At 36.8% G+C, this 13,337-nt stretch carries 14 protein-coding genes; 5 read left to right on the top strand and 9 right to left on the bottom strand.

Annotated features, from left to right (window positions below):
* Positions 1 to 414: 414 nt before the first annotated feature.
* The 4 genes from FTT99_RS10275 to FTT99_RS10260 all read right to left on the bottom strand — a co-directional run bounded on the left by FTT99_RS10275 (position 415) and on the right by FTT99_RS10260 (position 2,746).
* Positions 415 to 1,029 (bottom strand): DUF6088 family protein, encoded by a 615-nt coding sequence (locus FTT99_RS10275; protein WP_180025187.1) that lies wholly within the window; start codon positions 1,027 to 1,029, stop codon positions 415 to 417.
* A 102-nt stretch (positions 1,030 to 1,131) separates the two neighbouring features.
* Entirely contained in the window at positions 1,132 to 1,875 is a 744-nt protein-coding gene (locus FTT99_RS10270) for an ATP-binding protein (RefSeq protein ID WP_180131101.1), read from the bottom strand.
* Positions 1,876 to 1,884: 9 nt separating this feature from the next.
* Positions 1,885 to 2,427, bottom strand: a complete 543-nt coding sequence (locus FTT99_RS10265; RefSeq protein ID WP_180161435.1) for a DUF1376 domain-containing protein — start codon at positions 2,425 to 2,427, stop codon at positions 1,885 to 1,887.
* Positions 2,428 to 2,476: 49 nt separating this feature from the next.
* Positions 2,477 to 2,746: a hypothetical protein gene (locus FTT99_RS10260; protein ID WP_005025073.1), complete on the bottom strand. Its 270-nt coding sequence runs from the start codon at positions 2,744 to 2,746 to the stop codon at positions 2,477 to 2,479.
* Positions 2,747 to 3,087: 341 nt separating this feature from the next.
* Here FTT99_RS10260 and FTT99_RS10255 point away from each other — a divergent pair, with 341 nt between their 5' ends.
* The 3 genes from FTT99_RS10255 to FTT99_RS10245 all read left to right on the top strand — a co-directional run bounded on the left by FTT99_RS10255 (position 3,088) and on the right by FTT99_RS10245 (position 7,919).
* Positions 3,088 to 3,291, top strand: coding sequence for a helix-turn-helix transcriptional regulator (locus tag FTT99_RS10255; protein WP_180025184.1), 204 nt, complete (start codon positions 3,088 to 3,090; stop codon positions 3,289 to 3,291).
* Positions 3,292 to 3,427: 136 nt separating this feature from the next.
* Entirely contained in the window at positions 3,428 to 7,228 is a 3,801-nt protein-coding gene (dsr1, locus tag FTT99_RS10250) for an anti-phage defense-associated sirtuin Dsr1 (protein ID WP_180161433.1), read from the top strand.
* An 88-nt stretch (positions 7,229 to 7,316) separates the two neighbouring features.
* On the top strand, positions 7,317 to 7,919 hold the full coding sequence (locus FTT99_RS10245) for an HAD family hydrolase (RefSeq protein ID WP_180025182.1): 603 nt from the start codon (positions 7,317 to 7,319) through the stop codon (positions 7,917 to 7,919).
* Positions 7,920 to 7,936: 17 nt separating this feature from the next.
* Here FTT99_RS10245 and FTT99_RS10240 read toward each other — a convergent pair whose 3' ends face one another.
* Positions 7,937 to 9,154 (bottom strand): integrase arm-type DNA-binding domain-containing protein, encoded by a 1,218-nt coding sequence (locus FTT99_RS10240; protein ID WP_180025181.1) that lies wholly within the window; start codon positions 9,152 to 9,154, stop codon positions 7,937 to 7,939.
* A 226-nt stretch (positions 9,155 to 9,380) separates the two neighbouring features.
* Positions 9,381 to 9,863: a copper resistance protein NlpE gene (locus tag FTT99_RS10235; RefSeq protein ID WP_180123723.1), complete on the bottom strand. Its 483-nt coding sequence runs from the start codon at positions 9,861 to 9,863 to the stop codon at positions 9,381 to 9,383.
* Positions 9,864 to 10,144: 281 nt separating this feature from the next.
* Here FTT99_RS10235 and FTT99_RS10230 point away from each other — a divergent pair, with 281 nt between their 5' ends.
* On the top strand, positions 10,145 to 10,723 hold the full coding sequence (locus FTT99_RS10230; RefSeq protein WP_171262613.1) for a 1-acyl-sn-glycerol-3-phosphate acyltransferase: 579 nt from the start codon (positions 10,145 to 10,147) through the stop codon (positions 10,721 to 10,723).
* A gap of 81 nt (positions 10,724 to 10,804) precedes the next feature.
* Here the strand turns inward: FTT99_RS10230 and FTT99_RS10225 are convergent, their stop codons facing one another.
* Together FTT99_RS10225 and FTT99_RS10220 are read right to left on the bottom strand one after the other, a co-directional pair.
* Positions 10,805 to 11,134, bottom strand: coding sequence for a hypothetical protein (locus tag FTT99_RS10225; protein ID WP_180024138.1), 330 nt, complete (start codon positions 11,132 to 11,134; stop codon positions 10,805 to 10,807).
* Between the two features lie 190 nt (positions 11,135 to 11,324).
* A complete protein-coding gene (locus tag FTT99_RS10220) occupies positions 11,325 to 12,062 on the bottom strand; it encodes a sulfite exporter TauE/SafE family protein (RefSeq protein WP_180131111.1) in 738 nt (245 codons plus the stop codon).
* A gap of 199 nt (positions 12,063 to 12,261) precedes the next feature.
* Between FTT99_RS10220 and FTT99_RS10215 the strand changes: the two genes are divergently transcribed.
* Positions 12,262 to 12,726 carry a hypothetical protein gene (locus FTT99_RS10215; RefSeq protein ID WP_180131114.1) on the top strand — a complete coding sequence of 155 codons (465 nt, stop codon included), beginning with the start codon at positions 12,262 to 12,264 and terminating at the stop codon, positions 12,724 to 12,726.
* A gap of 56 nt (positions 12,727 to 12,782) precedes the next feature.
* On the opposite strand, the gene rsmD is transcribed toward FTT99_RS10215, so the two are convergent.
* Positions 12,783 to 13,334 carry a 16S rRNA (guanine(966)-N(2))-methyltransferase RsmD gene (gene rsmD / locus FTT99_RS10210; protein ID WP_168378319.1) on the bottom strand — a complete coding sequence of 184 codons (552 nt, stop codon included), beginning with the start codon at positions 13,332 to 13,334 and terminating at the stop codon, positions 12,783 to 12,785.
* Positions 13,335 to 13,337: the final 3 nt, after the last annotated feature.

Raw genomic sequence — 13,337 nt, 5'->3', positions numbered from 1 at the left:
CGCAAGAGATGCGATGGATGTCTGATGATTTGTAGTCATAAATTTAAGTCCCCACTTGTTTCTAAGTGGGGACTAAATTAAGGCTTATAGGATGAATTCAGAAGGTGTGTTCAGCGGACGCTTACGATTAAGAAGCTAGAAGATAGAATCCTACAAATCACTGAAGAGCCTGATTCAAGTACCACAGAACCTATAAGATTAAATTCAATGCATCCATTAGATAGGAGGCAACAAAGTGATAAGTCTAATGAATCTGAATCTTGGTTAAGCCAATGATTCGATTACTAGGATGAGACATCCTACAGGTCATGCATTTGATCTTACAGTCTGAGTTACAGATATAGTCTAAGTATCTTGAGTGACAAGACAGCCCTTAGCCTTAACAGGCTAAGGTTTTAATTTAAATTGGGTGGCTTAAAAGTAGAAATTTGTCTTTTGCTCATCCAGTAACTTATGCAACCACGCCGGCAAAGAGGACTGATAAAGTAATATCCACTCTTCGGATGTAAGCGTCTTTTCAAGCTTTTTAACCATATTTAAATCAACAATCTCTTTTCCAAAAAAGAGTAATGCTGATATGGCCATTCCTACGTGGCTGTTAAATGGATGTTGGAAAAATTTGCTGTTTTTAGTATGCAGCAATCTTACCTGAGTGCCTCCAATCTTAAATTCGTGAGAGTAACCTGATGTATAAAACACATCCATCACTGGAACCTGCGTGCTTAGTTTAAGACGATTTGCGGCCACACCACCATGCACCTGGATGAGTTCACCATTTTTTTTAGCAATCACTTTGACCACTTCATAAATATCAGGGCTCAGGTATCGCCCTTTTAACATACGGTTTGGTTCAGGTTTATAATAAACACCATGCTGAATGCGATTAATCACGCCCTGCTCATTTAAACGATGGAGCTCCTGATAAACGACCTCAGTCCTTCCAAGTTGTTTAAACTCGTCCACAGAAAAGACATGACCAAGGTGAAATGCTCTCACCCGTTCTTGAATCGATTTTGCAATATTTAACATGGCCTTAAGCCCCAAAAAGCTATCAAAAAGGTGGTTACAACCATGAGGGAGTCACCACACAAACTATGCTTTAGCCTTGGCAATGACCAAGGCTTTTGAAAACTATCTCATCCTATAGTCAGACCAGTAGCATGAAGCCATAATGAGCTGATTTTCATGTAAGCGTGACCAGAGTCGTACATCAAGATCTCGTTCTAGATTTTCAAGAGTGAAATTAGAGATAATCAAAGTTGGCCTCATCATGTCATAGCGTTTGTATAGCACTTTATGAACAAGTTCTAAACGAGCTGAATGACGATCATGTAGCCCATATTCATCTAAGACGAGTAAATCAAAATCAGCAAAAAATTGAATCCATTGCTCTTCAGATTGGTCTTCAATACTCCATGAATTCATAATGATTTTTGCTATCTGAGCACTCGTTATATAACGAGATGACATTTTGGTTTTATAGATAACATTGCGAATGATCGCTGATCCTAGGTGAGTTTTTCCAGTACCTGGTGTGCCATAAAGGATAAGGTTGGATTTCGATCCGTTTAATAATTGCTGTGTGAAATTCTGACAGCATTCGACAACTTGCTGCTGTTCAGTAGTACTAACACTATAATTAGAAAAACCACATTCCAAATAACGTTGATTTAACCCTGAGCTATGAATACGGTGATGTAACAGCTTTTGCTGTAACTCTTCCTGATGTTGTTTATTCGTTTGTTCAAGATTTTCTTTCGCACAGACTTTGCATAACTGATGATTACCAACTTTTATTAATGGGTAACCATGTTTGGAGCACAAGGTAGTTAAAACTTCATTAGGAGTTTTTAATAGATCAATAGCTATATTCATTATCTACTCCTAAATCCATTTTCGATTAATTGGTTTTTCTTCATTTTTATCATCCTGCCTTTGAGATGAAGATGAAGATGAAGATGAAGATGAAGATAAAGATAAAGGTGAAGGTGAAGGTGAAGGTGAAGGTGAAGGGCATTCTTTAAGTGATGCTTGTGCATTGCTAGAGCATTCCGAATCTGATGCATCAGCATTACTTGCGCTTTTATTCCAACGAGCTTGTGCTGCTAATTTCCCACGTTCAGATTTCATTTTCTGATTCAGAATGGCTTGTTCTTTTAATGTAGTGATGTAGTTAGATTGAATAAATCCATTTATTTCTTCAAAAAGATTCAGGATTTTTAATGTAGTTATTAGGCTCTTGGTTTTAGGACTCGTTAGTTTAGTCACACTCATCAAAATGCTGGGTTCACTTGGTATAGGACCATTCTTCCAAAAGTCCATCATGAGAAAAAGGGTAGCGCCCACTTGTTCGCTCGAAAGTCGAGTAAATTTCGCTTGAAGATCACCAATATACAGTGGCATCCAAATTGTTGCGTCAGTATTCATTTTAAACCTACAAAAGGTAGGGGCATTTCAAACATGCCCCAGAAGAGAATTAAGAAAATATTTTTAAAAAAAGTATACGAGCCGTTTGTATGAGATCTTCTAAGTCGTATACGGTGAAATCATTGGTAATGGGATAGTTTTCACATAAACGATCAGCCCAAAGGCGAAGGGCTTGATGGTCATTGAAGCAGCTATTTACTTTGAGCTTAGTAGCTAAACGATCTAAACGAGGGATTTCAAACTCAGTGATAATATGATTTGCCATTGCATCGGCAGCTTCACATACGACGACACCATCAAATACTGATTTATCAAACATGGTGAATCTCCTGACAGCCAGAATTAGGCAGTACAAGGAAATAGGGATTTCGTTTATATTTTATTTTCTTTATCATTGGTAAGTACCTCATGATTTACGTCTTGGTGGTATCTCAGGCTTGTTTGCACGACTTATGGTTCACTTTGGCGAGAGAGGTATAAGTTGTTTGGACAGGCCTGAATTTTTTGTTCTTCGTAAAATATATGGGGAATTATCAGCAGCTATGGCATAATCAACCTCATAAAAAGTACTAGGAAAGTAGGAAAATTTATTCCTTAGACGTAAATTATCATAATTTTACGGTATTTCAAGTATTTTTTACTATTTAAATAGGAAAAAGTATGATTAAGTCGAACTTAGCTGTATTGTTAGCTGAAAGAAAAATGCGTGTTGCAGATTTGGTAAAAGAGACTGGTATCAATAAAAGTACGCTCTATAAGCTGTATAACGATGAATCTGTGCGTATCGACTTTGAGACGATTGATAAGATTTGTTTGGCTTTAAATGTAGAAGTAGGCGATTTATTACTATTCAGGAAAGAATAAATTAATGATACGGATTATCTTTGGAGGGAAAATAATTATTAGTTTATTAGAACGAATAGCTTATCTGTTTATTTAAAAAATATTAATTATCAATATAATAGATTTATAGATCATATTTAAATTACATGAGAAAACAATGCAATTTATAGTCAATGGACCAGACATCCCAGATGAATTGTTACAGGCACATGAAGAAGGTAAAGTTGTGTTTTTCTGTGGTGCTGGGATTTCATATCCAGCTGGCTTACCAGGTTTCGGTGGGTTGGTTGATCAGATTTATAAAGCTACTGGTGCAAAAACAACCGATCTTCAGCAAGTCGCTATAGATAATGGTCAGTTTGATACTGCTTTAGATTTGCTTGAGCGAGATATAGTGGGTGGACGTTACGTTATGCGTCAAGCTTTAGCTAAATCTTTAAAACCAAAATTAAGAAAAAAAGGTGCTACAGAAACACAGCAGGCACTATTAATTTTATCAGGCGATCGTAAAGGTACATTAAAGTTAGTTACAACTAACTTTGATGCTATTTTTGATAATGCTGCTAAAAAATTAGGTATGGGTAAACTACATACATATTCCGCACCAATGTTGCCTGTACCGAAAAAGACTAAATGGAATGGCATAGTTTATTTACATGGTAAATTGCCAAAAAATTATGATGAAGCATCTCTGAATCGGTTAGTGATTACGAGCGGAGATTTTGGACTCGCTTATTTGACTGAAAGATGGGCATCACGTTTTGTTAGTGAGTTATTGAGAAACTACATAGTTTGTTTTGTTGGTTATAGTCTTAATGATCCTGTCATGAAATACATGATGGATGCTATTGCTGCAGATAGAATGTTAGGTGAAAACACTCCTCAGGCATGGGCTTTTGCAGATTCAGACCCAAGTGATATTGCAGATACCACAGTTAAATGGAAGGCAAAAGGTGTCAATCCAATTATCTATGAAAAAACTGCTGGTCATTCGTTATTACACCAAACATTACATGCTTGGGCTAAAACATACCAACATAGAGTTTCAGGTAAACAAAATATAGTTATAAGCAATGCACTTGCTAAGCCTTCAGGTAGTACTCAACAGGATAATTTTGTTGGGCGGATGTTATGGGCCCTTTCGGATCCTTCGGGAGAACCTGCTAAGACTTTTGCAGATTATAATCCAGCTCCTTCTTTGGAATGGTTATTTAAAGCTTTCTTAGATGATCGATATGCGCATAAAGATCTGCAGATATTTGGCATTACTCCTAATGACAAAGCTGACGATAAATTAGTTTTTAATTTTGTAAATAGACCTACCCCATATCACTTAGCTCCAAAAATGTCACTGTTAAGTGGATATTTGACAATGGGCAATTGGGATAAAGTAATGTATCAAATTGCTAGATGGTTACTGAGACATTTGAATGATCCGCAGCTTATTCTTTGGGTATCTCGGCATGCAGGAAAAATTCATCCTAGTTTTGTTAGTTTGATGAATTATCATTTAAGTGATTTAGATGCTAAAAGTAAGTCAGTTGCTACAGATGAACTGAATGAAATAGTGGTGCATGCCCCAAATGCTATACCTGATGAATTCTCCAAAAAACTATGGAGACTCATTTTAAGTGGCAACGTTCAAAGTTCATCTAACAGTTTAGATTTATATGATTGGAAACGACAATTTTTACTTAATGGTGCAACAAAAAATTTAAAATTAACTTTAAGAGAAATTTTAGCTCCGAAAATAGTAATTAAAGAAAAGCTTTCTTTTGAAAAATCAAATGCTACAGATAGTAAGTCTTTAATTGATGTTGAACTGAATTTGAATTCAGACCATGTACATTCAGAATTGGTAGAGTTTGAAAAATCTAGATGGAAAGAGGAGTTACCTAGTTTTCTAGAAGAATTTCAATTGCTATTGAAAGATGGGTTAGATCTACTAAAAGAGTTGGAAAAGATTGATTGTAAGAATGATTTTTCGGATTGGCATTTACCGTCGATTGGCGAGCATCCACAAAATCGTAATTTTCACAATTGGACTGCTTTAATTGAATTATTAAGAGATTCATGGTTACAACTTAACGAAGTAGATACCTTGAAAGCTTCAAGAATTGCTCATTATTGGTTTGATTTAAATTACCCAACGTTCAAGCGTTTAGCCCTATTTGCAGCAAGTAAGGGAAGTATTGAGCCTTCTATTTGGTTCGATTGGTTAATATCAGATAATACATGGTGGCTATGGGCTCCAGATACCAAGAGGGAAGTCTTAAGACTTTTAGTCTTACAAGGGCATCAACTTAAGGGGAAATTCAAAGATGAGTTAGAGTCTATCATTATTAAAGGCCCTCCTAGAGAAATGTATAAGGATGGATTGGATGTAGAAAAATGGAATGACATACTAAATCGTTCTGTGTGGCTTCTTTTATCGAAATTAGAGTTATCTGGACTTAAATTAGGCAAAGATGCTAGTGGGAAATTGGATGATCTAAGTAAGCAATATCCTTATTGGAAACTGGCCGAAGATGAAAGAGATGAGTTTTCATTTTGGATGAGTAGTGGTTGGCGTAATAATCTTGATAGTGATTCTGAATTCGAAGAGTTCCCAACAAAAAGAGCCGAAATTGTAAAGCGATTGACGCGCTCTATATCTGAAGAATCATCTGATGATAATGACTATGAAAACAGAAAAGATAATTGGGTAAAGATCTGCACTAAGCACCCAATGCAAACACTTTTTGCTTTAAAAGATTTAGCTGAAAAAGATATTTGGCCTTTGAATAGATGGAAGCAGGCATTTCAAACTTGGGGTAACCGTCGATTTGCTAAAAGAGTGTGGATGTACGGTGCTCCATTTATACATAATATTCCTGATCATTTATTAAAAGAAGTAATACACAGTTTCTGTAGGTGGATGGAAGAGGCATCAAAAGCAACAGATTGTCATAATAAAACTTTTATAGCGCTTTGTGAGCAGGTGTTAGAGATATACGCTCAAAATACTAATGATGATGCAGATGACAATCCAGTCTTTGCTGCTATTAATCACCCAGTAGGTGTTATTACAGAAACACTCATTAACTTATGGTTTCATAGTAAACCAAATGATAATGAAAAGTTGCCTAAGAATTTCTTAGAAATATTCACAAGGTTAGCTAGTGTAGAACACACATCATATAGACATGGTAGAGTAATTTTAGCTGCTAATTTAATTCCGCTTTATAGGGTCGATAAACTTTGGACAGAGAAAAATTTATTACCTCTATTTAACTGGGATCATAAAGAGGCAAAAAATATGTGGGAAGGCTTCTTATGGTCACCACGTATATACGCCCCACTGTTGGTAAATATAAAGGAAGATTTCTTAGAAACAGCACGTCATTATTCTCAACTTGGTGAGCACAAAAACCAATATATAAGATTTTTGACATATGTAGCTTTAAATGACTTAGATGGATATGTATTAAATGACTTTATAAATTTGTTTGATAAGTTGCCTCAAGAAGCACTGAATGAAGCAGCAGGTGCCTTGGTCGATTATATAAATGCAAATAAAGATCAAACTAAGGAGTATTGGAAAAGGAATATCGATATTTTTTGGAAGGAAGTGTGGCCAAAAAGTAAAGATCGCATGTCGTTAAGGATTGCTGAGTCGGTAGCAGAAATAATAATTTTATATGGCGATGATTTTGCTAATTCTTTTGTCAATCTTAAATATTGGTTGAAGCCTCTAAAATTTCCTTATCGTATTTTAGATGATTTGGTGAAGAGTCAAATATGTGAAAAATATCCTTTAGAAGCTTTAGATTTTATTAGTTTAATCATAGATAAAGAAGATATTTATAGCCTAGACAAATTGCAAAAATGTTTGAAACTCATTGCTCAGTCTAATTCAGAGGTAGTGAATGGCTCGAAATATGTGGACTTACTAAATCTAGTTAATTCGAAACATTAATTTGTAGTCGCAATTTTATTGAGAGAATAATTAACTTAAGGGCTAGCTCAAATAGCCCTTAAATATATTTGTGTTAATAGATAATATTATGAATCATTCGTCTAAAGTTATTATTTTTGATGCTTTTGGGACGCTTGTAAAAATTGGTACGAGCTTATCCCCATATCGTAAATTGATGAAATGGCTAAAAGCTAATGGTAGAAAACCAAGTGCACAAGATGCCAAGATCATCATGTCGAATCCTATTGATATTGCACAATTAGCGAGGCTGTTTGGAGCAGAACTGCCAGAGCAACTATTGAATGAGATCAACAATGATCTTGAGCTGGAGTTAAGCACAATTGAGCTTTTTGAAGATACAGTGCCTATGCTTCAAATCTTAAAAGAAAGTGGATTTAAAATTGCGCTTTGCTCCAATTTAGCGATGCCATATGGCGAACGACTTAGAAAATTGCTCCCTGATTTTTTTGATACTGTTGCATTCAGTTATGAGGTTAGAGCCATAAAGCCTGAATATCAAATTTATGAGGTGATTCAGGCACATTTTGGCTGTGATTTTCCAGAAATGCTCTTTATTGGAGATCATCCCATTTTGGATGTTGAAACGCCTATTTCCTTAGGGATGAAGGCAAGGCTCATCGAACGTCATAAAAACCAAAGACTGTTAGATGTCATGGGTGATTTAATCTAACAGTATTATTTTTGAAGTCATTCATGCCAATGATCAATAGTATCAGCTAAATGCTGCATCATCTGTCTTCGATCTTTTAACCAACTTGCATGGTTGTAAGAAGCTCGGGACATGTCGCCATCTACATGGGCTAACTGTAATTCAATCCAGTCCTTACTGTAATTCTGCTCGTTTAAATAGGTGGATGCAGTTGCACGGAAGTCATGCATGGTAATATGGCCTAGACCCATGTTAACGAGTGCTTCATTGAGTGTATTTTTCCCCAACATTGATATGCCATCATCCCCAGGGAATAAGTAAATACTGCTAGGGTAAAGCTGTAACTGTTCTTTTATAATTTCTAGCATTTGTGTAGATAAAGGTACAACATGCGTCCTATTCTTCTTCATATTCCTTTTACCATCCTTAATCTGTGCATTTGATACACGAGGAATAGTTAAGGTCGCATCTTCTAGATTAACAAAAGACTTTTTAGCCCTGCGTATTTCTATCGTACGTAACATACTATACAAAGCAGTCCTTAAAGCATTCTGTGTGCCAGTAGTACCACCATATTGATTGATTGAAGCTAGAATCACTTTCTTATCTTTTTCTTCTAAGGGTTTAGCATGCTCAACAGGAGGGCGCTTGATATAGCTACGTAGAGCAATTGTAGGATCGTTGATTATTTTCAGTGTGATAATTGCATATTGCATGACTTCAGCACAGATTTGTCTTACATAGATTGCTTTAACTTCACCAGTGCCTCTTTTGCTTTTGCGAATTCGTGTAATGGTGTTATCTAAAATCACTCGAATATCATTTGAATTCACTTCTTTGATTGGCTTATTACCAATGACAGGGTAGATATCTTTTTTATAGTATCTCAGCCTGTTTTCATACCATTCTTGTGAGTGGGTATCTTTGTATTTTTCTAAATATTCATTCGAGATACTTTTAAACGTATGCTGTATTGCATCCAATGCTGAATCAAATGCTTTCTTTTGCTCTGTTACAGGGTCGAGATTTTGAGCTAAAAGACTACGATACTCACGAGTCTTATCACGAGCATAAGATAAGCTAATCTCTGGGTAGCTACCAATTGTTAACATTTTGGGGATGTTTAAATAACGGTAGCGGTAACGCCAGAATTTTTTCCCTGATGTTCTTACTTCAATACATAGACCAGAGTGATCTGCGATGCGATATAGCTTATCTTTTGGTTTTAACTGTTTGATTTTAAGATCATTGAGCATTTTAAAGTGAGTAACATCTTTTTAGAATTTCGTTACTCACAAGGTTACTCACGAAAATTGGTAATGTCACGTGTACTAAGGTGACGCGTGGTAATTACGGAATAGTTTTAAAAACAATTGCTTAAGTATCACAGTAATACAAGGTTATATGTGCGGACGTGGTTGTGAAGCATGATGTAATTCATACTGATCATCCGATCTAAAAAATCCTAGTTAGAGTAAAACACTAATCAAGCTTTTTGGTGAGTTTAAGATTTACTTCAGGCATTTCTAGTTTTTCACCTTTATCACCACGAAGCTCAATAAAGTTTTCACCTACAAAGTAAATTCGATTGTCGCCCTCGGCATCAAGTTGAATCATTCCAGGTTGATCTGGCAAGAACTTAAAACTGCCTTTCACTTTATTTTCAGTGTTCGCAGGTTTACCTAAAAACTCTTGGCTAAGCTCATAGCTTTTATTGAGTTTGAGTTCAAGCTCAGTTTCAATCCCTTTGCAATCATGGCAAGGTAGAATCCCTTTATATTCACCCGCCCAATCAAGTGCATTTTCGGTGTTATCACCTGTTGCAATCGGACTTTCTGAGGCTGCGTCTGTATTGGCAATGACATTATTATCTGGTGGTGTCGCAGTTTCAGATTCATTGCTGGTTTTTGAACATGCCGTTAAGGTTGCACTGACCATACAGAGAGCGAGCATTAGTTTTTTCATGAGATTTATACACCGTATGTACCCAATATAATGCTAAGCGTGACTTTTATTGCTCAAGAAAAATAGCCTATTCCTGTTAACAATTGTGTGTTTGGTTAATAGATTAAAACGGACATTTGATTTTTTAAAATTCGTAAATGGAGAAATATTGGTGACTTACCTAAAAATGAACGCTAAAGGACATTTATATATTAATTGGTGAATAACTGAACAATATAGGCTTTTATAATTATTTTGCGTTGTTAAACTCTGCGGCATAGAAAAAACTGTCGGTGCAAATTGTGTTTGAAAAAACAGCGGAAAAAAGTCTGAACTTAATGGGGTGGCAAATTGATAACCATTGGGATTTAAATATTGACCAATGTGTCATGATTGCAGCGCCACATACCAGTAATTGGGATGCACTTTATGCACGCCTTGCCCTGAAAGCTTTAGGGGTAAATGTTCGTATCACGATTAAAGACAGTTATATGAAATTCCCGTTTGGGCCTTTTGTACGTGCAATGGGCGGGATTGGTATTAATCGACGTCCAAAACAAGATGGTGAAGCACGTCAAAGTATGGTTGAGCTCATGGCTGACTTATTTAAGCATCATCCGAAATTAGTCATGTTGGTAACGCCTGAAGGGACACGCGCCAAACAAGAGAAGTGGAAAACCGGTTTTTATCATGTTGCCATGCAAGCAGGTGTGCCGATTGCTTTAGCCTATATGGACTATGCGCAGAAAAAAACGGGTGTGGGTAAAATTGTTTATCCTACAGGCGATTATGAAAAAGATATGGCTGAAATCATGGATTTTTACGCGCAAATTCATGCCAAATTTCCTGAAAAATTCAGTGTCGATACACGCTATCACTAATCCAACAAACCAATAAAAAAGGGCAGCATCGGCTGTCCTTTTTTATGTTTAGATTCTTCTGTTTAGATTTTTATGTTGATTTTAATCATTAAAGTCGGGATGAATACCGCCCAGATTTTGACATGCCGCCTTATAAATAATGTATTGCTGGTCAACCACATCGATGAGCGGAATACGAAATAACTTTTCGCCTTGCTTATAGCTATCGATATAAGACACGACTTTTTGTTTGCTTGATGCTAGTTTTTCTTCATGGAAAGTTGTAATCGAGCTATGAGTCATATGTGAACTTTCAATATTATTGCATTGAAAATGGGAGAGTAGTTTTTCAGCTTTTTTAATTTCGCTGGACGTGCCAAACATACAGCCGCTAAGCAGAGTTACACCTGCAAGCAGGATGAACTTTTTCATGGTTTTATTTTAAGCAAAATTATGAGGTGCAATATTCTATTAATTTTCGTCAGAAAAATTAATTACTTTTTTACCATTTGGCTAATTTTTATTTAAATGTGAACTATGTCATTGTTACAAGATGTGAATATCTAACTGAGAAGGGGTTTTTCTAGAATGACTTGGATAAATATCTTTAGGTTTTGAGTTATCAGCTTAAGATACTCATTGTCACCAAAAAGCAGCCTGAAGAAAATAAAAGTCCTAATACAATATGTTTAAATTGGCGTTCTGAAATGTGATAAAAAAGTTTGGCACCAAAAATCACGGGAAAAGCCATAATCACCAACAGCACAGCTAAATAGGGGAGATGTTCACGATGGATGATCCCTTGTAGCAGGTAGCTAATGAGTGTGACGAGCTGAATGGCTAAATTGAAATGCCGCAAAATATAGCGTTGTTCTGCTTTGGGTGTATTTTTCAGCATGAGCCATGCAGAGGGTAATGCACCACAAAAGCCTCCAAGACCACCCAAGATTCCAGCAATATATCCGATACTAGAATCCGCCCATTTCCCTGTCTTTTGGATGAATGAAAATTTAGGATTAAAAAATAAAATTGGGCACCAAAACATTAAAAAAGCGCCCAAAACCAATTTAAATGTATCTGGATTAATGCTGTCTAATAAATACGTACCGAGCGGTACACCTAAAATTCCTGCAATTAAATAGGGATAAATGATATTTTTATTGATCGGAATGCTTTTGCGTTCTGATGATAATGAAATGAAGTGGCTATAAATTGAAGCGCAGACCACTAACGGTGCAGCTATTTGCGGGGGGAGTATCCAAACCCAAAATGACATTGCGATAAGGGCGAATGCAAACCCTGTTAATCCTTGTACGAATCCCGCAAAGATGGCACCAAGAATAAAAATCAGCCAAGTCATTAAATTACAGCTTTGAAATACGTGGCGCCATTGTAGTTAATTTTTCGTTATAAATGTAGCTGTCTGAGCAAATGTGGAAAAAATGGACCTCAAACCATGAATAAAACATGAATGTTTAAATACAGCAGATGTACACAGACTTCCGATTGAATTCATTTCGATAAGTGAAAATGCCCTTCATCAAAGAGGAGTGCTACACATGCTTAAACAAGTTGCTTTGCTATCTGTGGTTGCAGTTACATTTACAGGGTGTGTCGTGGCGCCATTTGATGATGGCCGATACCATTCGAATCAATATGGTTATTCAGGTCAATATGGGGGTTCATACGGACAGCGCTATGACTCAAGTCAGCGTTATGACCGTTCATATGGTCGAGTGAATAGCCCGCAACATCGACCAAATTCACCACGACCGAATTCGAATAGTCGTCCAGACGATATATATAAACCAAATGCGCATAAACCGAATGTACAGAAACCTTCATCTCAGCATCCGTCAAATGTGCAGCGTCCAAGCACAAAGCCTCAGACGCCAGCTAAACCCAATACAAGCAAGCCCCAGCAGCAAAAACCACAGCAACAACGTCCTAAAGTGACGCCCGTGGATAAAGCTAAAACCCCGGGTGGATTTAACAGCCAGCGTCCACTTCGACCACAGGTTTAATGATTTTCAAGTAATAAAAAAGGACGCATTGACGTCCTTTTTTGTGTGCATTTACATTAAGCCTTTTTATATAAGCCTGCACGCACCGTCCCAGCTTTGGTTTGTTTGATTTGCTGCCAACTGCTCGGGAGTTTTAACTGAGCAAGATCACGATCAGCTTCGATATAAATTAAACCATTGTCTGCAATGCACGGATCGACCAACTCAGCAAGTTCCTGCCATAAATCAAGACTATAAGGGGGATCTAAGAAAATCAGATCAAATTGGTCTTTCAAGTTAGGAATGGCTTGTTGTGCCGTCATGTTTTTAAGTTGTACGCGTTGTTTACTGACTCTTAAAAGTTCTAAATTGTCCATGAGGAATTTCGCTTGGGTGCGATCAGGTTCAATTAAAACAGCTTCTGCTGCACCACGCGAGAGTGCTTCAAATGACAAAGCACCTGAACCTGTACAGAGGTCGAGGACTTTGGCATTTTGAACATCCCACATGAGCCAGTTAAATAATGTCTCGCGGACACGGTCAGGTGTAGGGCGTAAACCGTCAATACTGGCAAAAGGTAATTGACGACGCTTCCATTCACCACCAATGATTCTTAATTGATTTTTCATGAA

The organism is Acinetobacter sp. YH12040 (assembly GCF_013420005.1).
Taxonomy (GTDB): Bacteria; Pseudomonadota; Gammaproteobacteria; order Pseudomonadales; family Moraxellaceae; genus Acinetobacter; species Acinetobacter amyesii.
The sequence above is the reverse complement of the archived record's forward strand: the minus strand, read 5'-3'. Positions and strand labels throughout refer to the sequence as shown.